At 69.3% G+C, this 26,294-nt stretch carries 27 protein-coding genes; 16 read left to right on the top strand and 11 right to left on the bottom strand.

Annotated elements, in window-relative coordinates:
• Window positions 1-2 precede the first annotated feature (2 nt).
• Window positions 3-896, bottom strand: coding sequence for an alpha/beta hydrolase (locus FKO37_RS37240; protein WP_238607538.1), 894 nt, complete (start codon window positions 894-896; stop codon window positions 3-5).
• 61 nt (window positions 897-957) lie between these two features.
• Between FKO37_RS37240 and FKO37_RS37235 the strand changes: the two genes are divergently transcribed.
• Complete coding sequence (locus FKO37_RS37235; RefSeq protein WP_134668182.1) at window positions 958-1,419, top strand: MarR family winged helix-turn-helix transcriptional regulator; 462 nt, start codon at window positions 958-960, stop codon at window positions 1,417-1,419.
• A 499-nt stretch (window positions 1,420-1,918) separates the two neighbouring features.
• Here FKO37_RS37235 and FKO37_RS37230 read toward each other — a convergent pair whose 3' ends face one another.
• Both FKO37_RS37230 and FKO37_RS37225 read right to left on the bottom strand, forming a co-directional pair.
• Window positions 1,919-2,728 carry a trypsin-like serine protease gene (locus tag FKO37_RS37230; RefSeq protein ID WP_043829269.1) on the bottom strand — a complete coding sequence of 270 codons (810 nt, stop codon included), beginning with the start codon at window positions 2,726-2,728 and terminating at the stop codon, window positions 1,919-1,921.
• Window positions 2,729-3,021: 293 nt separating this feature from the next.
• The gene (locus FKO37_RS37225) at window positions 3,022-4,239 is read right to left on the bottom strand and encodes an APC family permease (protein WP_238607537.1); all 1,218 of its coding nucleotides are present in this window, start codon (window positions 4,237-4,239) and stop codon (window positions 3,022-3,024) included.
• A 75-nt stretch (window positions 4,240-4,314) separates the two neighbouring features.
• Between FKO37_RS37225 and FKO37_RS37220 the strand changes: the two genes are divergently transcribed.
• The 11 genes from FKO37_RS37220 (at window position 4,315) to FKO37_RS37170 (ending at window position 13,025) form a co-directional block, all read left to right on the top strand.
• Window positions 4,315-5,091 (top strand): GntR family transcriptional regulator, encoded by a 777-nt coding sequence (locus FKO37_RS37220; RefSeq protein ID WP_043829271.1) that lies wholly within the window; start codon window positions 4,315-4,317, stop codon window positions 5,089-5,091.
• A 55-nt stretch (window positions 5,092-5,146) separates the two neighbouring features.
• Window positions 5,147-5,527, top strand: coding sequence for a DoxX family protein (locus tag FKO37_RS37215; RefSeq protein WP_037810020.1), 381 nt, complete (start codon window positions 5,147-5,149; stop codon window positions 5,525-5,527).
• A gap of 105 nt (window positions 5,528-5,632) precedes the next feature.
• Window positions 5,633-6,751, top strand: a complete 1,119-nt coding sequence (locus FKO37_RS37210) for a TIGR03364 family FAD-dependent oxidoreductase (RefSeq protein WP_134731157.1) — start codon at window positions 5,633-5,635, stop codon at window positions 6,749-6,751.
• Window positions 6,745-7,431 carry a phosphonatase-like hydrolase gene (locus FKO37_RS37205; protein WP_238608393.1) on the top strand — a complete coding sequence of 229 codons (687 nt, stop codon included), beginning with the start codon at window positions 6,745-6,747 and terminating at the stop codon, window positions 7,429-7,431. Before FKO37_RS37210 ends, FKO37_RS37205 begins: the two co-directional genes overlap by 7 nt.
• Window positions 7,428-8,462, top strand: coding sequence for a 2-aminoethylphosphonate ABC transporter substrate-binding protein (locus FKO37_RS37200; RefSeq protein ID WP_238607536.1), 1,035 nt, complete (start codon window positions 7,428-7,430; stop codon window positions 8,460-8,462). Before FKO37_RS37205 ends, FKO37_RS37200 begins: the two co-directional genes overlap by 4 nt.
• A complete protein-coding gene (locus tag FKO37_RS37195) occupies window positions 8,459-9,526 on the top strand; it encodes an ABC transporter ATP-binding protein (RefSeq protein WP_238607535.1) in 1,068 nt (355 codons plus the stop codon). Before FKO37_RS37200 ends, FKO37_RS37195 begins: the two co-directional genes overlap by 4 nt.
• On the top strand, window positions 9,523-10,386 hold the full coding sequence (locus tag FKO37_RS37190; protein WP_238607534.1) for a 2-aminoethylphosphonate ABC transporter permease subunit: 864 nt from the start codon (window positions 9,523-9,525) through the stop codon (window positions 10,384-10,386). The genes FKO37_RS37195 and FKO37_RS37190 overlap by 4 nt, the downstream gene beginning before the upstream one ends.
• Entirely contained in the window at window positions 10,364-11,161 is a 798-nt protein-coding gene (locus FKO37_RS37185) for an ABC transporter permease (RefSeq protein ID WP_238607533.1), read from the top strand. Before FKO37_RS37190 ends, FKO37_RS37185 begins: the two co-directional genes overlap by 23 nt.
• A 74-nt stretch (window positions 11,162-11,235) precedes the next feature.
• Window positions 11,236-11,724, top strand: a complete 489-nt coding sequence (locus FKO37_RS37180) for a hypothetical protein (RefSeq protein WP_238607532.1) — start codon at window positions 11,236-11,238, stop codon at window positions 11,722-11,724.
• Window positions 11,725-11,768: 44 nt separating this feature from the next.
• On the top strand, window positions 11,769-12,269 hold the full coding sequence (locus FKO37_RS37175; RefSeq protein ID WP_235146630.1) for a hypothetical protein: 501 nt from the start codon (window positions 11,769-11,771) through the stop codon (window positions 12,267-12,269).
• A 318-nt stretch (window positions 12,270-12,587) separates the two neighbouring features.
• Window positions 12,588-13,025 (top strand): SRPBCC family protein, encoded by a 438-nt coding sequence (locus tag FKO37_RS37170; RefSeq protein ID WP_037810029.1) that lies wholly within the window; start codon window positions 12,588-12,590, stop codon window positions 13,023-13,025.
• An 18-nt stretch (window positions 13,026-13,043) separates the two neighbouring features.
• Here the strand turns inward: FKO37_RS37170 and FKO37_RS37165 are convergent, their stop codons facing one another.
• From FKO37_RS37165 to FKO37_RS37150, 4 genes are all read right to left on the bottom strand, one after another.
• Entirely contained in the window at window positions 13,044-14,705 is a 1,662-nt protein-coding gene (locus FKO37_RS37165; protein ID WP_238607531.1) for a fumarate hydratase, read from the bottom strand.
• 1,253 nt (window positions 14,706-15,958) lie between these two features.
• Entirely contained in the window at window positions 15,959-16,990 is a 1,032-nt protein-coding gene (locus FKO37_RS37160; RefSeq protein WP_037810032.1) for a sigma-70 family RNA polymerase sigma factor, read from the bottom strand.
• A gap of 277 nt (window positions 16,991-17,267) precedes the next feature.
• On the bottom strand, window positions 17,268-17,693 hold the full coding sequence (gene dtd / locus FKO37_RS37155; protein ID WP_037810034.1) for a D-aminoacyl-tRNA deacylase: 426 nt from the start codon (window positions 17,691-17,693) through the stop codon (window positions 17,268-17,270).
• Window positions 17,690-19,222, bottom strand: coding sequence for a class I SAM-dependent methyltransferase (locus FKO37_RS37150; protein ID WP_134731247.1), 1,533 nt, complete (start codon window positions 19,220-19,222; stop codon window positions 17,690-17,692). The genes dtd and FKO37_RS37150 overlap by 4 nt, the downstream gene beginning before the upstream one ends.
• Here FKO37_RS37150 and FKO37_RS37145 point away from each other — a divergent pair.
• The gene (locus tag FKO37_RS37145) at window positions 19,215-20,507 is read left to right on the top strand and encodes an amidohydrolase (protein WP_037810035.1); all 1,293 of its coding nucleotides are present in this window, start codon (window positions 19,215-19,217) and stop codon (window positions 20,505-20,507) included. The genes FKO37_RS37150 and FKO37_RS37145 overlap by 8 nt on opposite strands.
• 8 nt (window positions 20,508-20,515) lie before the next feature.
• Complete coding sequence (locus tag FKO37_RS37140) at window positions 20,516-20,860, top strand: DUF3099 domain-containing protein (RefSeq protein ID WP_134668229.1); 345 nt, start codon at window positions 20,516-20,518, stop codon at window positions 20,858-20,860.
• Window positions 20,861-21,252: 392 nt separating this feature from the next.
• Here the strand turns inward: FKO37_RS37140 and FKO37_RS37135 are convergent, their stop codons facing one another.
• The 3 genes from FKO37_RS37135 to FKO37_RS37125 are packed head-to-tail and all read right to left on the bottom strand — an operon-like array spanning window position 21,253 to window position 23,699.
• Window positions 21,253-22,122 (bottom strand): PfkB family carbohydrate kinase, encoded by an 870-nt coding sequence (locus FKO37_RS37135; RefSeq protein WP_238607530.1) that lies wholly within the window; start codon window positions 22,120-22,122, stop codon window positions 21,253-21,255.
• Complete coding sequence (locus FKO37_RS37130) at window positions 22,119-23,033, bottom strand: pseudouridine-5'-phosphate glycosidase (RefSeq protein WP_037819193.1); 915 nt, start codon at window positions 23,031-23,033, stop codon at window positions 22,119-22,121. Before FKO37_RS37130 ends, FKO37_RS37135 begins: the two co-directional genes overlap by 4 nt.
• 9 nt (window positions 23,034-23,042) lie before the next feature.
• The gene (locus FKO37_RS37125; RefSeq protein ID WP_238607529.1) at window positions 23,043-23,699 is read right to left on the bottom strand and encodes a hypothetical protein; all 657 of its coding nucleotides are present in this window, start codon (window positions 23,697-23,699) and stop codon (window positions 23,043-23,045) included.
• A gap of 84 nt (window positions 23,700-23,783) precedes the next feature.
• Between FKO37_RS37125 and FKO37_RS37120 the strand changes: the two genes are divergently transcribed.
• On the top strand, window positions 23,784-24,026 hold the full coding sequence (locus FKO37_RS37120; RefSeq protein ID WP_020657970.1) for a DUF3039 domain-containing protein: 243 nt from the start codon (window positions 23,784-23,786) through the stop codon (window positions 24,024-24,026).
• Window positions 24,027-24,154: 128 nt separating this feature from the next.
• Window positions 24,155-25,006: a hypothetical protein gene (locus tag FKO37_RS37115; RefSeq protein WP_238607528.1), complete on the top strand. Its 852-nt coding sequence runs from the start codon at window positions 24,155-24,157 to the stop codon at window positions 25,004-25,006.
• Between the two features lie 2 nt (window positions 25,007-25,008).
• Here FKO37_RS37115 and FKO37_RS37110 read toward each other — a convergent pair whose 3' ends face one another.
• The gene (locus tag FKO37_RS37110; RefSeq protein WP_238607527.1) at window positions 25,009-26,235 is read right to left on the bottom strand and encodes a YihY/virulence factor BrkB family protein; all 1,227 of its coding nucleotides are present in this window, start codon (window positions 26,233-26,235) and stop codon (window positions 25,009-25,011) included.
• Between the last annotated feature and the right edge of the window lie 59 nt (window positions 26,236-26,294).

The following is a 26,294-nucleotide window of genomic DNA, read 5'->3' as shown; positions in this document are numbered from 1 at the left end:
CTTCAGGCGAGGCGCTGCTTGACGAAGAGGGCGGCCCGGTCGAGGGCTTGCCCTGCTTCGTCGAGGGTGTCGGTGAAGGTTTGGAAGACGTGCGGGACGTCGGCGGTGATGTCGAGGATCACGTCGACGTCCGCCTCGCGGGCGCGTTTTGCCAGCCGGACCGAGTCGTCCAGCAGGACCTCGTTCGTGCCGACCTGCAGCAGGATCGGCGGGAAGCCGGTCAGGTCGGCGTGGACCGCCGGGGCGAGGAGCGGCTGGGCCGGGTCCGCGCCTGCCAGGTACAACTTGCCGGTCTTGCGCAAGCTTTCCCCGGTGAAGAAGGGGTCGGCGGCTTCCTTGTCCGCCACGGACGCTCCGGAATGCGTGTGGTCGAGTCCCGCCGAGAACGCGACGATCCCCGCAGGCATCGGCAGTCCCGCGTCGCGCGCGGCGAGGGTGGTGGTGACGGAGAGACCGCCGCCCGCGGAGTCGCCGGCGAAGACGATCGAGGACGGGTCGTTGTCTTCCAGGAGGCTGCGGTAGGCGGCGAGGCAGTCCTCGATCCCGGCCGGGAACGGGTGCTCGGGCGCGAGCCGGTAATCCAGCGAGAGCGCGCGGATTCCGGTGCGCAGGACCAGGTTCGCGGTCAGCCCCATCGCGGTGTGCGGCGAACCCAGCGCGAACGATCCGCCGTGGAAGTACAGGATCGTGCCCGGCCGCGGCGTGCCCGGAGGTTCGACGAGGACGGCCGGTCTCCCGGCGAGCGTGGTCGGAGTCTCGCGATGTTCGGCCGGCACGGGGTACTGGCTCATGAACGCGGCGAACCCGGCCCGCATCTGATCGATCGAAGTCGCTTCGGGCCGCTCCGGTGCGTTTCGCAGTTTTTCGTCCACCGCGCGGCGCTGTTCCCTGCTCATGGGGTCCCCTCAGGATTCCGTGGAAGTATATGCCGAGGCATCTAATGCTAGACTATATGCCATGGCAGGTACTTCGGCAAACGAGCAGTTCTTCGACCATCTCGTGCGCTGCGAGACCCGGATCTACAACGCGCTGACGGACGGTCTCAAGGCCGAGCACGGCATCGGCGCGTCGCAGTTCGAATTCCTGCAGTACCTGGGACGGCATCCGCAGTCGCGGGTCGCGGACCTCGCGGTGAACTTCGCCGTCGGGATCGGGGCGACCAGCAAGAGCGTCGACCGGCTCGAAGCACGCGGATGGGTGCGCCGGGTGCCGAACCCGGAGGACCGCCGGTCGTCGCTGCTCGAGCTGACTCCCGCCGGACGCGAGCTGGCCGAGGCGATGGAGAAGACGTTCCAGGACCAGCTCGAGCTGCTGATCGGCTCGGTGGTGGGGGAGGACCGGGTCGCGGAGGTCGTCGCCGTGCTCGCCGAGCTGCGGGGAGTGCTGGAGGAGCGGGGAGCGGGGCTTCCTGCGGGCTAGGTTTCGCGGGTTCTGGTGGCGGGGTTGGTTCCGACGCGGCGGCGCGGAACTCGGCGACTCCGGGCGGGTTGCCAGCGTGGCATCGCAGGCTTTGTCTCAGACGGAGGTTCGCGAGCTGTGCCTTCCAGCAGCAGTCCAGGCCTCTCCGCTTCTGCGGCGTGCCTGGCACAACGCCGCGCAAGCCGGGTGCGGAACCCCGGCGGAGTCCGTGCCCGGCTCGTCACTGCAGGGGTCAGATTCTGCGGCGTGCCTGGCACAACGCCGCGCAAGCCGGGTGCGGAACCCCGGCGGAGTTCCGTGCCCGGCTCGTCACTGCAGGGGTCAGATTCTGCGGCGTGCCCGGGACAACGCCGCGCAAGCCAGGCGCGGAACCCCGGCGGAGTTCCGTGCCCGGCTCGTCACTGCAGGGGCCAGATTCTGCGACGTGCCCGGCACAACGCCGCACAAACCGGGTGCGGAACCCCAGCGGAGTTCCGCACCCGGCTCGTCGGCGCAGGGGTCAGATCTTCCCGGCCGCCGCGGCGATGTCGGAGGCGAACGTGCTCACCTCGGTGTACACGCCGGGTGCGTGGGCCCTGGCGCAGCCGTCGCCCCAGCTGACGATGCCCACCTGGATCCATTCGCCCGCTCCGTCGCGGCGGAACATCGGGCCGCCGGAGTCGCCCTGGCAGGTGTCGACTCCGCCGGTGTCCAGCTTGCCCGCGCACAGTTCCGCGTCCGGCTTCAGGTCGGCGTAGTCGCCGCCCTGGGACTGGCACGTCGAGTCGTCCACGAAGGGGACCTCGGCCTTCAGCAGGTAGCGCTGCTGCGCGCCGCCTTCCTGGGCCGCGCCCCAGCCGGCGATGGTGAAGGTGCCGGAGTTGTTGTCGGCGTTCTTCGCGATCGGCAGCGTCGGGATTCCGCTCACCGGGCTCGCCAGCTTGATCAGCGCCCAGTCGCCGCCGGTGGAGTCGTACGTCGGGGAGCGGTAGACGTAGGTCGAGCGCACCTTTTTCGCGCTCGAGCTCTGCAGATCGACCACGCCGAGCGTCGCGGTGATCGACGAGTCCGCTCCGGTGCGGTCGACGCAGTGCGCGGCGGTCAGCACGATCTGGTCGGTGTACAGCGCGCCGCCGCAGCCCATCGAAAGCCGGACCATCCACGGGAATTCCCCTTGGTCGGCGCGGGTCCCGCCGACGACCTGAGGCTCCGCACCCGGCGACGGCGGCGTCGACGCGACGGCGGGTGTCGCCAGTCCGGCGGCGGCCGCGAGTGCTGCCGCGCCTGCCAGTACTCGCGTGAGCATGCTGAAGTTTCGCTTGTCGGCCAAGGGGATTGTCCTTCCGGTGTCCACAGTGGAGCTTCCGCTCCCGGGGGCGGGGAGGTGTCGTGCGTGACGAATCGACTACACCAGAGCGGCGGTAAGTGGACAACCAACTTTCTTCGGATCTTTCGGATTCTTCACCGGATCCGGCAGATTTCGCCGCCGCAGACGACGCGAAAAAGCAGCCTTGACCTGGGGATGTAGGAGAATCGGAGTAACCCGCCGGAGACGGCGCGAGGGGGACTTTCGCGCACCGCCTGCTGCGCACGAGCCGGAATCCCGTGCGAGAAAGCCAAAACTCAGCGCGCAACCCCTCGGCGGCGCACCAAGTACGCCACCACTCCGAGCCCCAGCACCAAACACCCGCTGATCACCGAGGCGACCGGCAAACTGAACGCCAGCACCGCGCACCCCGCCAGCCCACCGGCCGCGACCACCTTCGGCGCTGCTCCCTCGTCCCGGCGCAGCGTCAACGCCGAAGCGTTCGCCACGGCGTAATAAGCCAGCACCGCGAACGACGAAAACCCAATCGCACCACGCAAATCCGTCGTCGTCGCCAATACCGCCACCACCACGCCCACCGCCAGTTCAGCCCGATGCGGCACCGAAAACCGAGGATGCACCGCGGCCAAGAACCGAGGCAGATGCCCGTCCCGCGCCATCGCGAGCGTCGTCCGCGAAACGCCCAGCACCAGCGCCAGCAACGATCCCAACGCGGCCACCACGGCACCGACACGAACCACGAGCGACAGCGACGGCACGGCCGAAGCGAGCGGATCGGGACTCGCGCCGATCCCGTCCGGCCCCAACGACACCAGCAGCACCACCGCCACCACGGCGTACACCACGAGCGTCAGTCCCAAAGCGAGCGGAATGGCGCGCGGAATCGTGCGGGCTGGATCGCGGACTTCCTCGCCCAGCGTGGCCAGCCGGGCGTAACCGGCGAATGCGAAGAACAGCAATCCGGCGGCCTCGAGCACTCCGCCGCCGTGAAACGGAGTCCACGGCGAAACGTGCGGGCCGGAAAATCCGAAAACCGCGACCAAGGCAAGCACGAGAAGGGTGATGCACACGATCACCCGGGTAGCCAAAGCGGACCGGTGCACGCCGAGATAGTTCACGCCGGTGACCAAACCGATCACGCCGACCGCGAGAATGCTCCGCCAGGGCTGCCCGAGCCCGGGCGCGGCGTAAGCGACGACGGTCAGCGTCATGGCGGCGCAGCTCGCCGTTTTCCCGGCGACGAAGCCCCAACCCGCTAAGTATCCCCAAAATTCACCCAGGCGAGCGCGTCCGTACACATACGTGCCACCGGATTCCGGATACAGCGCGGCAAGCCGGGCGGAAGAAGTCGCGTTGCAGTAGGCGACTAACGCGGCGACGGCGAGCGCGGGCAGCAATCCCGCGCCCGCGGCGCGCGCGGCCGGGGCGAACGCGGCGAAAACGCCCGCGCCGATCATCGAACCGAGTCCGATGAATACGGCGTCGGCGAGGCCTAACCGGCGGGCCAAAGGCATTGCGGGGTCCTCCCGTGGGGTCAGTTCGCGAGACAGCGAACCACGCGCCGCGCGTCTGGCATAGGCTCGGGTCTCGTGCCCACGTCTTCGCCGCTGTCCCGCCTGTCCGCCGACGGACCGGTCCGCGACGGCATCCCGGATCACGGCCGCGTGCCGCGCTACTACGCGGTGAAGGTCGAACTGCTGGCCGTCATCGCCGAACTGGGCGAGGGGAGCGCGCTGCCCACGGAACGCGAACTGTGCGAACGGTTCGAGGTGTCCCGCGCGACGGTCCGGCAGGCGGTCGGCGAGTTGGTCCTCGAAGGCAGGCTGTCGCGACGGCAGGGGAGCGGCACGTATGTCGCCGCGCCGAAGCTGGTCCAGCCGCTCGCGCTTGTCAGCTACACCGAAGGCCTGCGCCGCCAAGGAATCCGGCCGGGGCGCACGGTGATCACGCTCGAACGCCGCGCCGCGGGCACCGGACTGGCCGCCGACCTGCGGATCGAACCGGCCGCCGAGGTGATCCACCTGGAACGCGTCCTGCTCGCCGACGACGAACGCGTCGGCCTCGAATCGACCTTCCTCCGCGCCGACAGGTTCCCCACGCTGCCGGAGGATTTCGACCCGGAGCAGTCGCTGTATGCGTATCTGCGCGACGAACTGGGTGTCGTCTTCGACGGGGCCGAGGAACGCGTGGAGACCGTCCTCGCGACGCCCCGCGAGGCGCTGCTCATCGGCACGAACCCGGCGCTGCCGATGCTGCTGATGCACCGCGTGTCGTGGGGCCCGGACGGCGAGCCGTTCGAGCGGGTCCGGTCGCTTTACCGCGGGGACCGGCTGAGTTTCGTCACGCGACTGAGCCGCGTCGAGTAGCTGTCACAGTCCGTTCCGCCGGTTCGTTCCCTCTGCATCGAACGGAGGGACAACCATGGACATCGCATTGTGGACCGCGCAGGCGGCTCTCGCCTTGCTCTTCGCTTTGTCCGGCGTGCTGAAGTCGGCGATGTCGCGCGAGCGGCTGCTCGAAACGGGGCAAACCGGGGTGGCGGCCTATCCGATGCCGGTCGTGCGCTTCACCGCGATCTGCGAACTCCTCGCGGCGGCCGGTCTGATCCTGCCCCGGCTGACCGGGATCGCCCCGGTGCTCACCGGGTGGGCGGCGGTCGGCCTGGCCGTGGTGATGATCGGGGCGATGGCGGGGCACGCGCGGCTGGCGGTCACGGAACACCGCCCGAAGGAGTACCGCAACGTCGCGGCGAATGTCGTGATCCTGGCGGTCTGCGTGTTCGTCGCAGTCGGCCGGCTCTGAAGATAACGGAACGGTAACTCATCTGGTCCAATATTCGAGGCTGCTTCACCTGGCGTTCCCCGTGCCGACAGGCTCCGTTGAGCGCGGGCGGCGACTGTTGCGGCCGTGCGAATCCTCATCGTTGGCGGCGGCGTGCTCGGCACCCAGCACGCCTGGCAGGCCGTGGAACGCGGCCACGAAGTCCTTCAGCTCGAACGCGAGCCGGAGGCGCGCGGAGCGTCGGTCCGCAACTTCGGGCTGGTCTGGGTCGGCGGGCGGGCTGCCGGTCCGGAGCTGGAGACGGCGGTGCGCGCCCGGGAACTGTGGGAGCGGATCGGCGAACGCGTGCCCGCGCTGGGTTTCCGGCCCAACGGCTCACTGACGGTCGTCCGGACCGACGCTGAGCTGGCTGTCGCGCAGGAGGTCGTCGCCGGGCCGGAGGCGGCGGAGCGCGGCTTCAAGCTCCTCGACGCGAAGGAAACCCGGGCGCTGAACCCGGCTTTGCGCGGCAACTTCACCGGCGCGCTGTGGTGCGAGCGCGACGCGGCGGTCGAACCGCGGACCGCGCAGCCTGCGCTCCGTGAAGCGCTCAAAGCGAGCGGGCGTTACGAGTGGCTGCCGGGCCGCGAGGTGCGGAACCTGACCGAAAACGGCGTCGTGGACGATCACGGTGAGCGCCACGAAGGCGACGTCGTGGTGTTCTGCACCGGCGCGTGGCTCGGCGGGCTGGTCCGCGAGATCGCGGGCGAGATCCCGGTGCGGCGGGTCCGGTTGCAGATGGCGCAGACCGAACCTCTCGACGAGCCGTTGCCCACCAGCGTCGCGGACGGCGACAGCTTCCGGTACTACCCGGCCTACCGCGGCGCCGCGCTCGACGTGATGAACGAAGGCCAGCCACAGGGCGAAATCGCCGCGCAGAACGCGATGCAGCTGCTCATGGTGCAGCGCCGCGACGGCTCGCTCACCATCGGCGACACGCACGAGTACGCGCAGCCGTTCTCCTTCGACGTCACCGAAGACCCGTACGAACACCTCGCCGAAGTGGCGGGTGCCCTGCTCGGCCGTCCGCTGCCGCGAATCCGCCGCCGTTGGGCAGGCGTCTACGCCCAGGCAACCGACTCGGCCGCGGTGGTGCACCGGGAACGGTTGTCCGGCAACGCTTTCCTCGTCACCGGTCCTGGCGGCCGGGGAATGACCTGCTCGCCCGCAATCGCCGAAGACACCGCAAAGGAGCTGGGCTGGTGACCACCGAACTCGTCGTGCTCGACATGGCCGGAACCACCGTCGCGGACGACGGACTGGTCGAACGCGCCTTCACCGCGGCGATCGCCGCCGCCGGAGTGTCCGAAGAGGACGAACAGTACGCCGGAATGCTCGACTACGTTCGGGAAACCATGGGTCAGTCGAAGATCACCGTGTTCCGCGCGCTGCTCGGCGACGAAGACCTCGCCCAGCGCGCGAACGCCGAATTCGAGGGCTCGTACGGACGGCTGGTCGCGGCCGGGGAGTGCAAGCCGATCCCCGGTGCCGAGGAAACCATCCGCGGCCTGCGGGAGAACGGCATCCGGGTCGCGTTGACCACCGGATTCGCGCCCACGACGCAGCGCGCGCTGCTGGACGCGCTCGGCTGGCACGACCTCGCCGACCTCGCGCTCGCTCCCGGCGACGGCGTGCGCGGCCGGCCGTATCCCGACCTGATCCTCGCCGTCGCGTTGAAACTGCAGGTCACCGACGTCCGCAACATCGCGGTGGTCGGCGACACCCCCACCGATGTCCGCACCGGTCTCGCCGCCGGCGCCGGAATCGCCGCCGGAGTGCTCACCGCCGCCAGCAACCGCGCCGACCTGGAAGCAGCAGGCGCGACCCACGTTCTCGACTCCGTCTCCGCCCTCCCCGCCGTACTCGAAGGAGCCACCCAGCCATGAGAATCCGGAAAGCGACCGTCGTCGCTCTCGTCGCGGCCCTCGCCGGCCTGCTGTCCGCGTGCGGCGGCACGGCGGGCGGCGCGTCCGGCGACCAGACCGTCACCGTGTACACCGCGGACGGGCTCGAGGACTGGTACAACGCCCGGTTCGCCGAGTTCAAGCAGCAGACCGGGATCACCGTCCAGGCCGTCACCGCCGGTTCCGCCGAGGTCGTTTCGCGCGTGGGCAAGGAAAAGGCCAACACCCAGGCTGACGTCCTCGTGACGCTCCCGCCGTTCGTCCAGCAGGCGGCGAAGGAAGGCCTGCTCGCGGCGTCCGCGCCGAAGGGCGTCGACCAGGTTCCAGCCGCGCAGAAGGACCCGCAGGGCCGCTACTACGCGATGATGAACAACTATCTGAGCTTCATCTACAACCCGAAGCAGGCGAATCCGGCCCCGAAGAGCTGGAACGACCTGCTCGACCCGAAGTACAAGGGCAAGCTCCAGTACTCGACGCCGGGCGAAGCGGGCGACGGCACCGCGGTGCTGCTGCAGGCCCAGCACGTGTTCGGCGAGCAGGGCGCGCTTGACTACCTCGGCCGCCTGCAGGCGAACAATGTCGGGCCGTCGTCGTCCACCGGCAAGCTGCAGCCGAAGGTCGCGAAGGGCGAGATCCTGGTCGCCAACGGAGACCTGCAGATGAACCTCGCCGAGATCGACAAGAGCGGCGGGTTCTCGGTGTTCTTCCCGGCCGACGCGCAGGGCAAGCGGTCCACCTTCGCGCTGCCGTACTTCGCCGGTCTGGTCAACAACGCTCCGCACGCGGACAACGCGCGCAAGCTGCTCGACTTCCTGTTCTCGCCGGAAACCCAGGCGAAGGCCAGCGACGCGTACGGCATCCCGGCCCGCTCCGACGTCAAGCCGCAGGGCCCGAAAGCGGAGAAGATCACCGCCGCGATGTCCGGAGTGGACATTTGGACCCCGGACTGGAACTCCGTCCTCAGCCGTCTCGACGCCGACCTCGCCGCGTACCGGAAGGCCACCGGGCAGTGACTCCGGCAGTAGAGTTCCGCGGCGTATCCGTCCACTTCGGAGCGACGCAAGCGCTTGCCCCGCTGGATCTCTCGGTAGCGCGCGGCGAAACCCTCGCGCTGCTGGGACCGTCCGGATCCGGCAAGTCGACCGCGCTCAAGGCGCTCGCCGGATTCCTCCGGCCGAGCGCCGGGTGGGTGCTGCTCGACGGCCAGGACGTCACCGATCTGCCGCCCCACCGGCGCGGTCTCGGCGTGGTGGTGCAGAGCTACGCGCTGTTCCCGCACCAGCGGGTCGCCGACAATGTCGCGTTTGGACTGAAGGCGCGGAAGACGCGCCGGGCGGACGTCGCGAAGCGCGTCGGCGAGGTGCTGGAATTGGTCGGGATGAGCGAGTACGCGCGCCGGTATCCCCGTGAGCTGTCCGGTGGGCAGCAGCAGCGGGTCGCGCTGGCGCGGGCGCTCGCGATCCGGCCCAACGTGCTGTTGCTCGATGAGCCACTGTCCGCATTGGACGCCGCGCTGCGCGAGGACATGGTCGCGGAACTGCTGCGGCTGCGTGCCGAATTGCCGGACACGACGCTGATCTACGTCACCCACGATCAGAGCGAAGCGCTCGCGCTCGCCGACCGGATCGCGGTGCTGCGCGACTCCCGGCTGGTCGAACTCGGTCCGTGCGAACAGCTTTACCGTCGTCCGGCCACCGAGTTCACCGCGAGCTTCCTCGGCGCGGCGAACCTGATCCCGGTCGAACTGGTGCGCGCGGCCGGGACCGTCGCGACGGTCCGGCTGGCCGGGCGCGAGCTGTCCGCCGAACCGTCCGGCACGCTTCAGCCGGAGCGGCCGGTGGCGCTCGGCGTGCGGCCGCACCGGATTTCGGTCGGCGAACCCGGACCGGGCACCTTCCCGGCACTGGTGCGCGGCGTGCAGTGGCGCGGTTCCGGATACCGGCTCGACCTGCGGCTCACCGACGAGGTGTGCGACATCCGCGCCGAGGTGCCGGACAGTCCGGTGCTGCCCGCGGTCGGCGACCGGGTCGGAGTGTCCATTCCGGACGGTTGCCCGCTGGTGGGGGTGGGCGGATGACCGGCCTCGCCCTCGGCACCGCCGCGGTCGCCCCGGCCCGTCGCAGCACGCGGCCCCGCCGGTACCGGATCGGCTGGCTGCTCCCGCCCGCGATCGTGGTCGCCGGGTTCTTCGGCTATCCGCTGGTGCTGGTGATCCTGCAGTCGTTCACCGCGCAGGACGGCAGCTTCGGGCTTTCGGTGTGGACGCAAGTGCTGTCGTCACCGGAATTCGGCCGCGCGGTGTGGCAGACGGTGTTGCTGGCCTTGGGTTCCACCGCCGGTTGCGTGCTGCTCGGCGGATTTCTCGCGTTGGTTGTCGCGTTCGTCCCGTTTCCCGGGGCGACGCTGCTCGCCCGCCTCGTGGACACGGTGCTGGCGTTCCCGTCGTTCCTGATCGCGCTGGCCTTCACCTTCCTCTACGGCGGCGCGGGAGTCTTCGGCACCGCCGGGTTTCTGTACTCGCCGTGGGGCGTGCTGCTCGCCGAGATCACCTTCTACACGCCGTTCGTGATGCGGCCCGCTCTTGCGGCGTTCAGCCAGGTTCCGTCGGCTCAACTGGACGTCGCGGCGAGCCTCGGCGCGCGGCCGGGCCGGGTGCTGTGGCGCGTGGTGCTGCCGGAAGCGTTGCCGTCGCTCGCGTCCGGTGCGTGTCTGGTGCTGCTGTTGACGATGAACGAGTTCGGCATCGTGCTGTTCCTCGGTGCCAAGGGTGTCTCGACATTGCCGATGCTGGTGTACGGCAAGGGAATCGTCACGTTCGACTTCCCGGCTGCGTCCGTGGTCGCGGTGGTGAACGTGGTGCTGTCGCTGGTGCTCTACACGGTTTACCGGCGCGTCGTCAGGGGAGGAGGCCGTCGTGCTGCTGTGGACGCGGCGTAGCCGGTTGCTGGTGTGGCTGGTGTTCGGCGTGGTTTTCCTCGGGGTGGTGGCCGCGCCGCTGGTGATGATCGTGCTGGCGTCGTTCGCCGGTAGTTGGACCGGTGTGCTGCCCAGCGGACTCACCGGGGCGCATTACGCCGACGCGCTGTCCGGCGAGACGTTCGCGAGCTTGTCGGTGAGCGTGCAGACCGGGGTGATCACGTCGCTGGTCTCGGTGGTGCTCGGCACCTGGGCCGCGCTGGCCGTCGACCACGCGCCGCCGCGGCTGCGCCGGATCGCGGATTCGCTGTTCCACCTCCCGCTCGCGGTGCCGTCGGTGGTGCTGGGGCTCGCGTTGCTGGTGGCGTTCAGCCGTCCGCCGGTGGCGTTCAACGGCACGCGCTGGATCGTCCTCGCCGGACACTTGATGATCCTGCTGCCCTTCGCGTACAGCACGGTTTCGGCCGCGCTGCAACGCGTTGATCCGCTGCTCGCGCAGGCCGCGGCGAGCCTCGGCGCGCGTCCGTTGCGGGTGCTGGTGCGCGTGCGGTTGCCGGTGCTGCTGCCCGCGATGTCGGCTTCGGCCGGTTTGGCGCTGGCGATGTCGATGGGCGAATTGGGCGCGACGATGATGCTGTACCCGCCCGACTGGCGGACGCTCCCGGCGACCATTTTCTCCCTCACTGACCGGGGACAGGTGTTTCTCGCGTCCGCGAGCACGGTGCTGTTGCTGGTGGTGACACTGGCCGGGGTGGTGCTGCTGGGGCTGGTGCGGGGGAAGGCTGCGGCCCGGTGAAATAGTTTCCCGCCCGGATGCAACCTTCCGGGGCGCGATTCCGTCCGCGTTGCATGCGGACTACAGGGAAAATCGTGGGAGCGAGCGCGCTGCTGCTGACGGTCGCGGCGTGCGGGGGCAACGGAACCGTCGCTGCGCCGGTTTCCTCGGGGCCGCCAGCTAGTTCGACGTCGGTTTCCTCGCCGCCGTCTTCTTCGCCGTCGGTGTCTCCGCCGCCGGTTTCAGCGCCGCCGAAGAGCCGTCCGACGCAGGGCGTGCCGCCGGGGGACACCGCGCCTGCGGCCGGGCAGATCAACGCTTCGGCCCTTCCGGCTGGCTATCCGCACGACGTCACGCTCGCCGAGGGCGGCTCGGTCGTGGTGATCCAGGCCGAGGAAGGCGGATGCGACAAGCTCAGCGCGAAGGCGGGGGAGCAGACGGCGACTCAGGTTGTCGTGCTGGTGACGCTCACCAAGGCGCCGCACGGGCAGATGTGTCCCATGCACATCCGGGAGATTTCGCTGCCGGTGCGGCTCGCCGCGCCGCTGGGCGGACGGGAATTGGTGCTGAAACCCGGTCCGTGAAGATCGGGTGCAACCCGGCGGGGCGGTCGGTCCGTCCAGGGATCATGAGGTACTCGACGAAGCTGATCGGAACGACACGACTGGCGGGCGCGGCACTGGTGCTCACGATGGCAGCCGCGTGCGGCAGTCCGACGAGCATGGCGAACGCACCAGCGTCCGGGACCGAGACTGCGCCGCCGAGCGGCAGTGCTTCGGCACCGCCGTCGTCGCCGGGCAAGCCCCAGTTCAACCCGCCCGCGGGGGCGGTGCGGGTTCCGGACAAACAGGTGGACGGGGCTGCGTTGCCTAAGACGTTTCCCAAGGAGGTTTATTCGGACAGCGGGGGGAAGGTGCTCGTGGTGCGGGCTGAGGAAGGCGGGTGCGGGCATGCGCTCGGGTCCGCTGTGGAGCAGTCTGCGCAGCGGGTGGTGGTGGATTTGAGCGAGACCAAGGCGCAGACCGGGCAGATGTGCACGATGGATTTGCGGCATCCGGTGATTTCGGTGCCGTTGGGGGCGCCGTTGGGGGAGAGGACTGTGGTGTTGAAGCAGTCTCCGCCTCGGTGAGGTCGTGGGGTGAGGGGTCGGACGGCTTCGTCGGGGGGTCGTTCGGCTCGTCGCCTGGCGGCGACATTGCGCCTTGAGGTTGGCCACCACTCCTCAGCCTGATTGTGACTACGGCGCGGAGGTGCTTGTCAAGGCGGGAAAGATGCCTTGACAAGCACCTCCGCGCCGTGTTTTTGGCTGTGTATCGGGGTTGGGGGGGGGGTGGCTGCCTTGATCGTTGGGTGCATCGGCGCGGGTCTGGACTTCCTTCGGAAGTCCATAGTGGACTTGTTGTGTGCGTCGATGGCAGGGGGAGGGGTGCGGCCTTAGGCTGCGTGAATGGGTACTCGCCAGGTTTCGCGCAGTGCTGTTGTTGCTGCGGCGCCGGAACGGATTTTCGCGTTGCTCGTCGATCCGGCGCAGCATCCGCTCATTGACGGGTCGGGCACGGTGCGGGCCAGTCAGGGGTCGGCGCCGGCGCGGTTGTCGTTGGGGGCGCGGTTCGGCATGGAGATGCGGATGGGGGCGCCGTACCGGATTCAGAACACCGTGGTCGAGTTCGAGGAGAATCGGCTGATTGCTTGGCGGCACTTCTCCGGGCATCGGTGGCGTTGGCTGCTCGAGCCGACCGAGGACGGGCGCACCGAGGTCACCGAGACCTTCGACTGGTCTACTGCGCGGTCGCCGCTGGCTATTCGGTTGCTCGGGTTTCCCAAGCGCAACGCCGAGGCCATCGAGAAGACTCTCGCCCGGTTGGGCGGGATGTTTCCCGGATGACCTCGGCGTCGGCCGGAATCAGCGGAAGCTGATCTGCAGGACTGGTTCGCTGGTTTCGGAGAAGAAGTCGTTGCCCTTGTCGTCGATGACGATGAACGCGGGGAACTCTTCGACCTCGATTTTCCAGACCGCTTCCATGCCGAGTTCGGCGTACTCGAGCACGTCGACCTTCTTGATGCAGTCCTTCGCCAGCCGTGCGGCCGGGCCGCCGATCGAGCCGAGGTAGAAGCCGCCGTGTTCCTTGCAGGCCGCGGTGACCTGCTTCGAGCGGTTGCCCTTCGCCAGCATCACGAGCGAACCGCCCGCGGACTGGAACTGGGCGACGTACGAGTCCATCCGGCCCGCGGTCGTCGGGCCGAACGAACCGGACGCGTAGCCGTCGGGGGTCTTCGCCGGGCCCGCGTAGTAGACCGGGTGGTCGCGGAGGTACTGCGGCATCTCCTCGCCGGCGTCGAGGCGCTCGGCGATCTTCGCGTGGGCGATGTCGCGCGCCACGACCAGCGGGCCGGTCAGCGACAGGCGCGTCTTCACCGGCAGTTGCGCCAGCTGGGCGCGGATCTGGTCCATCGGCTGGTTCAGATCGACCGACACGACCTCGTCGGACAGGTCTTCCTCGGTGACGTCCGGCAGGAAGCGGGCCGGATCGCGCTCGAGCTGTTCGATGAACACGCCCTCGCTCGTGATCTTCGCCTTCGCCTGGCGGTCGGCCGAGCAGGACACCGCGACGCCGACCGGGCAGCTCGCGCCGTGCCGGGGCAGGCGGATCACGCGGACGTCGTGGCAGAAGTACTTGCCGCCGAACTGTGCGCCGATGCCGAACTGGCGCGTCATCTCCAGCACCTGCTGCTCGAGGTCGCGGTCGCGGAACGCGTGGCCCAGCTCGGAACCCTCGGCGGGCAGGTTGTCCAGGTAGCGCGCGGAAGCCAGCTTCGCGACCTTGAGGTTGAACTCGGCCGACATGCCGCCGACGACGATCGCCAGGTGGTACGGCGGGCACGCGGCGGTGCCCAGGCTGCGCAGCTTCTCGTCCAGGAACCGGGCGAGCCGCTTCGGGTTCAGAACCGCCTTCGTTTCCTGGTACAGGAACGTTTTGTTGGCGCTGCCGCCGCCCTTGGCCATGAACAGGAACTCGTACGACGGGTCCGTCGCGTCGGTGTCCTTGTGGTACAGCTCGATCTGCGCCGGGAGGTTCGTGCCGGTGTTGCGCTCTTCCCAGAAGTTAATCGGGGCCATCTGCGAGTAGCGCAGGTTCAGCTGCTGGTAGGCGTCGAAAATGCCCTGAGACAGCGCGCGCTCGTCGTCGCCGCCGGAGAGCACGCCCTCGGTGCGCTTGCCGATGACGATCGCGGTGCCGGTGTCCTGGCACATCGGCAGCACGCCGCCTGCCGAGATGGCCGCGTTGCGGAGCAGGTCCATCGCGACGAACCGGTCGTTGCCGCTGGCTTCGGGGTCGTCGACGATCGCGCGCAGCTGCTGCAAGTGTGACGTACGCAACAGGTGCTGGATGTCGGTGATCGCCGTGCGCGCGAGCGTCGTCAGCGCTTCCGGATCGACCTTCAGAAACTTCCGCCCGGCGGCTTCGACGGTCTCGACGCCGTCGGCGGTGACCAGCCGGTATTCGGTGGTGGTGTCCTTGCCGAGCGGCAGGACTTCGGTGTGCTGGAACGTGGTGGGCGGCACAGCGAGGCTCCTTTGCCCTGATCGGGATTGGCTCACGGTACTCAGCGGGTTCCGCCCGGTCGCACGGGCGCGGGGACGCTGTGGGATAGCGCACGCCAGCGGTGCTTCCCGCGGGTTTCGGGCAGGCATGGTCGGGAGGCCGGGCCCACCCCGACGGACCCGACCTCCCGGGGAAAGCGGACCGGATGCGCACACACCCGCCCCGCGTGACCAACGGGACCCCCGCCGGCGCGTTGACCGGACGCCGCACAGCGGGGTCGCGAACGCTTGCTACCCACTGCCCAGAACCGCCAAACGCGAACGAGACGCGAATTCCACGATCGGGTGCGCGGAGTGGTGACGGGGTTGCGGTGGGTGTCAGGACGAATCGGATCAAGGGGAGGAAACGGGGCACGGAAGGTGGAGGATGCGCTCAAAAGGGGCTGAAGTGGCTTGTGGGGCTCAAAGTGGCTGGTGGGGCTGGTGGTGTTGATGAGGCGATTTGTCGGCAATTCGACGGCGCCCTCGGCGGGGTGGTGGACGGGGGAAATCGGGGCTGGGTAGGACGAAGCCGCTGGTCCGGGAGTCGGGGAGGCCGCTGGCGCCGGGGCAGCAGGTGAGAGGGCTGGGCACGCCCTCAGTCCGAGAGCCGCGCGACTCCGCCGTCTCCAGGGAGACGGACGGGGTTGGAGACGACGAAGCCAGCGACGCTGCCGTCATCGGAGCGGCGGACGGGGAAATCCAGGGTTTGGCTCCGGCACCCAGTCCGGAAGCGAAGCGATGCCGCCGCCATCGGAGTGGCGGATGGCGAAAATCCGGGGCTGGACGCGACGCCCCGGCCCAGAAGCCGGGCGACCTCGCCGTTGTCGAAGCGGTGGATGCGAGAAATCCGGGGCCGGACACCCGGCCCCAGCCCAAAGGCGGGCGACTCCGCCGTCCTCGGAGCGGCAGGCAGTGGAAATCCGGGTCCGGACACGACAAGACCCCCGGTCCGAAAGCCGAACCGAGGGTCTTGCGCAACCAGCGGCGCGAACCGCTGCCCATCGAAACAATCTGTGGTCGAAGAGTCCCGTCCCGCCTGACCGGGCCCCACCCGATCCCCACGGAAACCCTCACCGTGCCTGTCCGCGTGCTTGCCGCGGCCGGGCTCACCGGACCCCGCGCCCGGTCAGTCCGCCGCGCCAGCCCGAATGCTCGCTGACCGGCTTCTCCGCCCTCCCCGGAACCCGAACCCGAGCCCGAACCCCGGCCCGGATCCGGGGAGGGAAGAAAACTCAGCTGGCGTACGCCCGCAGCCGGTCGGCGCGCTCGCCCTGGCGCAGCTTCGCCATGACCTCGCGTTCGATCTGCCGCACGCGTTCTCGCGACAGGCCGAAGTGCTTGCCGATCTGGTCGAGCGTGCGCGGCTGGCCGTCGTCGAGGCCGTAGCGCAGGCGGATGACGTGCTGTTCGCGGTCGTCCAGCGTGGCCAAAACCCGGCGGAGGTCGTCTTGCAGCAGGCCGGAGATCACGGCGCTCTCGGCGTCGGTCGCCTCCGAGTCTTCGATGAAGTCGCCCAGCGGGGCGTCCTCTTCGGTGCCCACCGGCATGTCGAGGCTCACCGGGTCGCGCGACTGGTCGAGCAGGTCCGAGATCTTGTGCACCGGAATGCCCGATTCGGCGCTCAGTTCCTCGTGCGTCGCGTCGCGGCCCAGCTGCTGGTGCAGGTCGCGGCGGATCCGGGCCAGCTTGTTCACCTGTTCGACCAGGTGGACCGGCAGCCGGATGGTGCGGCCCTGGTCCGCCATGCCGCGGGTGATGGCCTGGCGGATCCACCACGTGGCGTACGTGGAGAACTTGAACCCCTTGGAGTAGTCGAACTTCTCCACCGCGCGGATCAGGCCCAGGTTCCCCTCCTGGATCAGGTCGAGCAGCGGCATGCCCCGTCCGGTGTAGCGCTTCGCGAGCGACACCACGAGCCGGAGGTTGGCCTCCAGCAGGTGGTTCTTCGCGACGTGGCCGTCGCGGACCAGCGCGCGCAGTTCCTTGCGGCGCTGCGGCGTGAGGCCCTCGGCGGTGTCGAGCATGTGCTGGGCGAAGACCCCGGCTTCGATCCGCTTCGCCAGCTCGACCTCGTCGGCCGCGGTGAGCAGCGCGGTCTTGCCGATGCCGTTCAGGTACACGCGCACCAGGTCGGCGGCGGGGCTCTGGGCGTCGAGGTCGGCGTCGGTGAGCGCCCCCACGCTCACCCGCTCCTCGGTCTGCTGTGCTGGAATCCCGCGCTCGCGAATCCCGCGCGCTTCGCGTTCGAGAGTCTGGACTGACATTCTGCCTCCCCGGTCACGGGCTGAACGTGTCTCGCCGGCGCCTGCGGGACGGGGCCTGTGGAATCCCGTGTCCGCGGGCCCAGCCGGCTTGGCTGGACACTGGTCTCAACGCTCCGGGTAGGTGAAACGTTCCCGGCTCGCTGAAATGAGGACGGGCGTACCCGCCTCGCGGTTGCTCCACCAAAACTGAGGTTTTGCTGAGAACCGCTGCGCTCCGGGGAATGCGCTCGAATCGCGCTCCGTGCCTTCGATGTTACGCGGCCTTCTCCAATGTGGTCTAGACCTCAACGAGAACGGTGAACGGGCCGTCGTTCACGCTTTCCACCGCCATCTCCGCGCCGAACCGTCCGGTCGAGACGGTCGCGCCGCGGCCGCGCAGTTCCGCGACCACGGCGTCCACCAGGGGTTCGGCGATTTCCGGCCGGGCGGCGGCGGTCCACGACGGGCGGCGGCCCTTGCGGGTGTCGCCGTAGAGCGTGAACTGCGACACCACGAGCAGCGGCGCGCCGGTCGTCGCGCACGATTCCTCGTCGCGCAGCAACCGGAGCTCGTGCAGTTTGCGGGCCATCGTTTCGGCTTTCCCGGGATCGTCGTCCCGGTGCACGCCCAGCAGCACGAGCAGTCCGGGTTCCTTGATCTCTCCGGCAATCTCCCCCGCGACGGTCACGCTCGCGCGGGTGACCCGCGCCGCCACCGCCCTCACCGCGGCGAACCCGGCACGAGCATGCCGTGCCGCACAAGTTCGCGGACGATCGGCAAAGCGGCGGCGGTCAGTTCGGCCGAATCGAGGCCCTGCGCGGCGGACAGCAGATCCAGCAGATCCGACAGCGGCAACGCGCCGCGGCAACCCGCGAGAAGGCGCGTGGTGAGTTCGTCGACCTCGTGCTGCCAACCGGGTCCGTCGGTGCGATGCAACCGCCGCACGGTTGTTTCCCAGCCCTCATCTCCGGGAGAGTCGACGCGTTCGAGCAGCACTGTCTCGGGTACCCGAAACGCTACGTCCAACACATTGTCGCCGTGCGTACGCAGCCACTCGACGCGGTCGAGCCAGTTCGCTGCTTCGGGGCCCAGCGGGTCGTCGTAAGCCTGTCGCAGATCTTCGCAGACAACAGTCGGCGTCTGACCGTTCGCGCGCCGCAGCGTCACAAAGCCGAATCCGATGCCCTGTACGTCGTTTTCGGTGAACCAGTCGAGCCACGCGGCGGCTTTCGCGCGGCCTTCGGGTGAGCGTGGGTCGATGCCTTCGTCGCGAAGCCAGGTGCCGACGTACAGCCCGGGGTCGGCGACGTCGCGCTGTACGAACCAGGCGTCGGTCTCAGGCGGCAGCCAGCGCGCGACGCGGTCGCCCCAGTCTTCGCCGCGACGGTGCAGCCACGACGCGAGGAGCTGACCCGTGCCGCCGTCGTTGAGGAAGCTCGGCAGCTGACGGACGACCAGCGCGCTCGCGTCGTCGCCGGCCAAGCCGGAGTCGCGGTACGTGTAGTCGACGCGCGGCGGACCGACCACGAATGGCGGATTGCACACGATCTGGTCGAAGCGGCGGCGCGCGACGGGCGCGAACCATTCGCCGCGCAGCAGTTCGACGTCAAGCTCGTTCAGCCGGAACGTGCCCGCGGCCAGCGCGAGCGCGCGGGCCGACACGTCGGTCGCGGTGACTCGCTGCGCGTGCCGGGTCGCGTGCAGCGCTTGGACGCCGTTGCCGGTGCCCAGGTCGAGCAGGGTGCCGACGGGGCGGCGGCTGGTCGCGCGGATCAGGCTCAGCGACGCGTGCCCGACGCCGAGCACGTGGTCCTCGGGCACGACGTGGCCGAGCATGTCGGCGTCGAGGTCGGAGACGACCCACCACGAACCGTCCTCGTCGCCGTGCGGGCGGATGTCGAGCGCGGCGCGGAACTCGTCCCCGGCCGTCCGCAGGATGCCCGCGGCCACCGCCTCGTCCGCGCTGAGCGGGGCGAACGCCGACGAGACGGCCTTCTCCGGCTCGGCGAGCCCGAGCAGGAACAGCCGGATGAAGACGCCGAGGTCGCCGGCGTCGAGGCTCGCGCGGCGGGCGGGTTCGGGCTCGCCGCGGCCGAGCGCCGTGTGCGCTGCGCCGCCGAGCGCGTCGACGACGCCGTCAGCGTCGTAGCCGGTGCGTCGGAACGCTTCGCGCAGCCGCGCGCAGACGTCGTCGGAAAGGTCAGGAAGAGGCGTGTTCGTGCTCACGGTGGGTAAGCCTGCCACGATGAGCATCGTGACCACCGAGACCACCGAGCGTGTCCTGGCTCCGCTTGAAGCGGCACTGCCGGAGCTTGAAGCGCTGTACGTCGATCTGCACCGTCATCCCGAGCTGGCGTTCACCGAAACCCGCACGGCAGCCGAGCTGGCCCGACGGCTGACTGAAGACGGCTTCGAGGTGCACACCGGCATCGGTCGCACCGGTGTAGTCGGCGTCCTGCGCAACGGCGAAGGACCGACTGTGCTGCTTCGTGCGGACATCGACGCGTTGCCGGTCGAGGAGCAGACGGGGCTCTCGTACGCGAGCACTGCGCGCGGCGTCGACTCCGAGGGTCGCGAAGTGCCGCTGATGCACGCCTGCGGGCACGACATGCACGCGACGTGGCTCTCCGGTGCCGCGCATCTTCTCGCGGCTTCGCGGGACGAGTGGTCCGGCACGCTGCTCGCGCTGTTCCAGCCTGGGGAAGAGGCCGGGGACGGGGCTGCCGGAATGGTCCGCGACGGTCTCTTCGACCGGGTCGGCCGTCCCGACGTGGTCTTCGGGCAGCACATCGTGCCTGGTCCGGCCGGGTGGGTGCTGACCCGGCCGGGCGTGATCATGGCGGCGACCGACACCTTGCGGATCACCCTGCACGGTCGCGGCGGGCACGGGTCGCGGCCGGAAACCACAGTCGATCCGGCGGTGCTGGCGGCGTCCGTGGTGCTCAAGCTGCAGACGATCGTGTCGCGCGAGATCGCGGCGACTGAGCCTGCCGTGGTGACTGTCGGCTCGATGCATGTCGGGACCGCAGCGAACGTGATTGCTGACCATGCCGTGCTCGAGGTCAATACCCGTGCCTTCGACGACGCCGTGTTGGTGCGGCTGCGCAAGGCGATCGAGCGGATCGTGAACGGTGAAGCCGCGGCCGCGGGGGCCCCTCAGCCGCCGACGGTGGAGGTCGTCGCGTCCTATCCGGTCACGGCGAACGACACTGCCGCGTCGGACGAGTTGACTGAGGTGTTTCGCGGGCACTTCGGTGCGGAGGCGACGATGCCCGCGCCGCTGGTCACCGGCAGTGAGGACTTCAGCGAATTCGGCCGGGCGGCCGGGGTGCCGTCGGTGTTCTGGCTGGTCGGAGGGTTCGACGCGCAGCAGGTGATCACGGCGATGACCGAGGGGCGGTTCGAGACCGACGTGCCCTCGAATCACTCGTCCAAGTTCGCGCCGGTGCTGCACCCGACGCTGCGGACCGGGGTCGAGACGCTGGTCGTCGCCGCGTTGTCCCGGTTTGCCCGCCCGGGTGTCGCGGAAGGCCGGTGAGTGAGACGATGGAACACGGAGGTGGTGCTGTGAACGCACCCCACGGAGCCGATCCCCGCCCCGAACCTGTGTTGATCACCGAGGCCGAGCCGTCGCTGGACGATCAGCTGGCGTCGCGGAAGCGGAAGTACGTCATCATGATGGTGTGCCGGATTCCCTGTCTTATTTTGGCCGGGCTGACTTATCACACGTGGTGGCTGGCTATTTTGTTTTTGGTGATTTCCGTGCCGTTGCCTTGGATCGCGGTGTTGATTGCGAATGACCGGCCGCCTAAGAAGTCGGAGAAGGTCAATCGGTATGCGCGGGATGCTCGGCAGATTGAGGGGCGGAAGCATCGGGTGATTGACGGGTGATTGACGGGTGATTCGGCTCGTCGCCTGGCGGCGACATTGCTTTTGAGGGTTGCGTGGGGCACCCCGAAGTTTGATTGTGCTGACGGTCGGTGGGTGCTTGTCAAGGCGGGAAAGATGCCTTGACAAGCACCCACCGACCGCAGATGAGCTTCGTATCGGGGTGCGGGGGAGGGCTGGGTGCCTCGCTGGTTTGGGTGCGTCGGCTGCCGGTTCTCGGGCGGGGCTAGCGCCCCAATGTGGCATTGGGTGCATGTGGCGCACCCAATGTGGCGTTCGGTGCGTCTGACGCACCCAATGCCACATTGGGGCGCATCCCGGGCGGCGAGGGTGGGGCCGTGAGGGGGGCCCTGAGGGAATCTGGGGCTGTCAGGGGGCCCCTCACGGACCTTGTTTTAGGGTTGCGGGCCGATTCGGCTTACTGCCAGTGCGCCTAGTTGGGTGCCTGTGCGTAGTACGTCCACTGTGGACTTTCCGGCTAGCCAGGTGGTGAGGACGCCTGCGTCGAAGGCGTCGCCTGCGCCGGTGGAGTCCACGCAGGTTGTTTCTACTGCTGGGACTGAGGAGACGCCGGTTGCGTCGATCCAGCTTGCGCCGTCCAGGCCTGCGGTTACTACTACTGCGCCTACGGTGTTCAGCAGTTCGGTGGCCGAGGACGGGTCTGCGGAGCCGGTCAGGGCGACTAGTTCTTCGGTGTTCGGCATGAGCAGGTCGGTGCCGCGTACGTCGTCCAGGAAGGCTGACGGGTCGTGGATGTGGGCGGCTGCTTGGGGGTCCACGGAGGTCGTCAGCCCGGCTTTCTTCGCGGCGGCCAGTGCGGCTAGGCCTGCGGGGCGGGAGGACGGGTCCAGCAGGACATAGCCGGACAGGTGCAGGTGGGTGGAGCCGGCCAGTGCCTCGGGGGTGACGTCTTCGGGGGCGAAGCGTTTGTTCGCGCCTCGGTCGGCGAGCATGCTGCGTTGGCCTTCGCCGTCTACCAGGACTACTACGCAGCACGTCGGGGCTTCCGGATCGGTCGCGAAGGCGCAGCGGACTCCTGCGGCTTCCAGCTCGGCTCGGATCAGGCGGCCGCCCGAGTCGTTGCCGATTCGGGCGACCAGGGTGGTTTCTGCGCCCAGGGAGCGCAGCCACAGGGCGGTGTTCGCTCCGGCGCCGCCGCCGGTGAAGCGGATTGCTGCTCGGGCGTCGCCGCCGTGGGGGAGGGGCTGGTCGTGTCGTGCGACGACGTCTAGGCCCGCGTCGCCGACTACTACGATTCCGGTCACGACAGGGCCACCGCTACCTCGGTCGCGAGTTTGGCGTTGGACAGCACCAAAGCCTCGTTCGCGTCGATGCTGACGCCTTCGCTGGCGGTGTGGAAGTGTTCGAGCAGCACGGGGGTCACGTCCGCGCCGTGTACGTCGCCGTCGGCCAGTTTTGCCAGGCCCTCGCGCAGCAGGCGGTCGTGCAGTGCACGGTCCATTTCGGACTCTTCCGGGATCGGATTTGTCAACAGTACGCCCGAATTCGCGTACCGGCGGTGCGCGGAGATGACCGCGGCGGCCTGCTTCGGATCGTCCACGCGCCAGCCGACGGGGTGGCCGGACGAGCGGAGGTAGAACGCGGGGAAGTCGTCGGTGCGGTAGCCGAGGACGGGCACCGAGTTCGTTTCCAAAACTTCCAGGGTCGCGGGGATGTCCAGGACGGACTTCACGCCGGAGCACACGACCACGGTCGGCACCTTGGCGAGGACGCCGAGGTCGGCCGAGACGTCCCAGCTCTGTGCCGCGCCCAGGTGCACGCCGCCGAGGCCGCCGGTGGCGAAGACGCCGATCCCGGCTGCCGCGGCGAGCGCCGAGGTGCCGGCGACGGTCGTGGCGCCGGAGCGGCCGAGGCCGACTGCGGGGCCAAGGTCGCGCAAGGACAGCTTGTCCAGGCCGGCGTCGGGGGCGCAGACGCGCTCCAGTTCGGCGGGGGACAGGCCGATGACCGGCCGTCCGTCCAGTACGGCGATGGTGGCCGGGACGGCGCCGCCGTCTCGCACGGTTTGCTCGATACGGCGGCCGACGTCGAGGTTCCGTCCGTACGGGAGGCCGTGCGAAAGGATCGTGCTCTCGAGCGCGACGACGGGGTGACCGTCACGCAACGCCGAGGCGACTTCCTCGTGGACGAACAGGGGAGTGGTCTGGGTGGTCACGAACGGACATCATCTGTGATCGCCGCGCACGCTGCGGCATCGGGTCAGCTCTGCCTGCAGATTTCGCCGCGCGGCGGCTTCCCAGCGTGAGCGCGCGCTTTCGGTGAGGTACAGCGCGGGCCGCGCGAGGAGGCTTTCCAGTACCGCGGCGCGGCCGGTCGCCCAGGCATCGTCGGGATAGCGCGCGTACTCCTGGCGCACGTTGTCCACGTACGCGGCGTACGCAGCGGGCGGTGCGCCGAGGATGGCTAGGTCGGCGTCGAGGAGGGCTGCTGCGGCTAAGTCGCCTTCAGGGGCTTCGTGGGCGGCGGTGGCGAGTACGAGGGCTTCGGCTCGCTCAATGTGTGCGTCGGCAACCCCTGTGCGCGTGAGCCAACGGCGAAGCCACTCCGCACTGCGCTGCTCGTCTTCGCCGGGTACGGCGTCGTAGACCACGTCGTGTGCCCACGCGGCGAGTACGACGACAGCGCGTTCTTGGAAGGGCAGGTCGGCCGCTAGCTGCTCCGCGTCGTGCGCGACGGCGGTGGCGTGGGCGAGGTCGTGGTAGCGGCGGTGCGGTTCGGTGTAGCGCGTTTCGAGGTCGGCCCAGGCGTCGTGGCCGACGCGGTGGTCGCCGCCGAGGCGGGTGAGGCAGCTGTGCCAGCGGGGTGCGGACTCGTGCGGCATCCGGGCTCCTGAGGGGTCCCTTGGCAGGTCAGGCGAGCCTAGCCGGGCATTACCGCGGGCGCGGCGCTGAGGCATGATGGTGGGGTGAGCACCGAAACGCTGACCAAGCCGGAGACCGACAGCACCGAGTCGACCGACGACGACTCGCCGAAGATGTTCCACTACGTGCGCAAGAACAAGATCGCCGAGAGCGCGGTCATGGGCACGCACGTCGTGGCGCTCTGCGGCGAGGTCTTCCCGGTCACGAAGTCGCCCAAGCCGGGGTCCCCGGTCTGCCCCAAGTGCAAGAAGATCTACGAGGGCCTCCGTCCCGGCGGCGACGACTGAGCGCGCTTCCCGCGCGTCCCGGTGCGCGGGAACAAAGGTGAAAATCCTTCACTCGGTGGCTGTGCACCCGGGGAGGAACTGGTAGACCTGCAGTCCGGCCAGTCGCCTCCCCGCAGGAGTGTCCCCGCATGCGCGCAACCGGGATCGTGCTTTCCCTCGTCGTCCTGATGTCCGCCTTCAGCGCCGTCGCGGCGGGCGCCGCGGACGCGGTGACCGGATGGACCACCGTCGGCTCGGACCGGGCCCGTCCGCTCGACGAGAGCCAGGGCCTCGCCACTGTCGAGCGCTCGTCCGGCACCAGCATCCGCTACACCGGCATCGGCACCGTCGACCCGGGTCTGGCCGCGAAGGGCTGGAACCACATCGGCGACCCGGGGTCGGCGAAGGGCTGGTACGTCGAGCCCTATCAGCGCGACGACCGCGGCGCGAAGCTCTTCCGCGTCGAAGCCCCGGACGGCTCCCGCGCCGACTACCAGCACGCGCTGGAATCGTGGGAGGCCAACAACAACTCGTTCGCCGCGGTGTCGCCCGACGCGCGCTGGCTCGTGTCCGGCGAATGGGGCACGATGGACCGCCTGCTCGTCTACCCGATGCCCGGCGTCGCGGCCACCGATCCCGGCCAGAACCTGCCGTACGCCTCGGCGATCCGGCTCGACCACCAGGTACGCGACGTCCAGGGCTGCGATTTCGTCTCCGCGACCCGGCTCATGTGCTCCTCCGACGACCCGGACGGCAGCCTCTTCGGCACCACCAAACCGCTGCTGCAGGTCGATCTCTCCGGTTCGGTCTCCGGCTCCGACGTCACCGGGCACGTCACCTCGCTCGGCCAGTTGCCGCTGGAAAGCGGCTGCAGCGGCAACTTCGAGGTCGAGGGCATCGACTACGACGAACGCGACGGCGGCACCCTGCGCGTGGTCGTGATGTCGCCGAGCGTCTGCATCGCCTTCGACAGCAAAACGTGGCGGTTCCGCCAGGGCTGACCTCAGCCCTGCTGCGAGCGCGGTTCTGAGCCGGAAGAAGGCTCGGAGCCGCGCTGGTCCGGGGCACGCTCAGGCCGCGCGAGCTGCACGGTCTCCGATCCGGGGCGCTGCACCTCGGCGCCGTTCGGCTCGTCGTGGCCGGTCTCGGACTCGGCGGTGTCGTCTTCGGGGTGCCGTTTCGGCCGGCGCAACGGCATCGTCGTGCGGTCCCACAGGCGGCGGCCCTCCTCGGCCCGCATCCGCTCGTTCGCGCGTTCCATCTCCAGCCGCCGCCACTTGCGCCGCTGCCGCCGGGTCGCCTTCGCGGGCCACAGCTCCTGGATCGCGCTGTTGAAGTACGCGCCGCCGACCACCGCGAGGCCGATGAAGAACATCAGCAGCAGGAACGCGATCGGCGCGGCCAGTGCGCCGTAGGTGTAGCCGGTCTTGGTGATCCAGTTCAGGTAGATCCGCAGCCCGATGCTCGACACCAGGAACACCACGCCGGCCAGCATCGCGCCCGGCAGCCCGCGGTGCCAGGGCAGCCGGCGCGGCAGCGCGAGCTTGTACAGCGTCGTCAGCGCGAGCGCGATCATCACGCCCAGCACCGGGTAGTAGAGCGTGCCGACCCAGGACGAGACCGTCGGCCGCCAGTCGACCGGGAAAAACTCCGGCAGCAGGTCCGGCCCGATCGCCAGCAGCGGAAGCCCGATCACGAGCCCGATCAGCGCGCACAGGTACAGCAGCAGCGCGAAAATCCGCTGCCACACCTCGTTGCGGACGCCGTACTGGTCGTGCGCGACGGTGATCGCGTCGACGAACGACGACATCGCCGACGAACCCGCCCACAGCGAGATGACGAAGCCCACGGACACGATCTCGCCCTTGCCCACGGTGAGGATGCTGTTCACCGTCGGTTCGATGATCTCCTGCACGGCGTTGGCGCTGAAGATGGTGTGGCTGAAGGTGATGATCCGGTCGTGCACCGCGGTGACCACGTTCTGGCCGAACCACTCGCCGATGAACCCGACGCTGCCCAGCAGCCCGAGCAGCAGCGGCGGGAGCGACAGCGTCTGCCAGAACGCCGCCTCGGCGGCCTCGGAGAAGATGTTGCCGTCCCACGCTTTCGCGAGCGTGCGGGTGAGCAGCCGCCACGGCCCCCTGCGCACGGTCTTCTCCGGCACGCTCTTCTTCGGCACTGCCTTGCCGTCCGGCTCTGCCTCGCCGGCGTCCGGTGTCACCTCGCCCATGGTGTGTCCCAGCATGGTCCATGCGCGCGGTTTTGGCTCGTCACCCCCGCCGAGAGGGG

Origin of the sequence: Amycolatopsis sp. Poz14, from assembly GCF_006704225.1 — a bacterium.
Classification (GTDB): Bacteria; Actinomycetota; Actinomycetes; order Mycobacteriales; family Pseudonocardiaceae; genus Amycolatopsis; species Amycolatopsis nivea.
The sequence above is the reverse complement of the archived record's forward strand: the minus strand, read 5'-3'. Positions and strand labels throughout refer to the sequence as shown.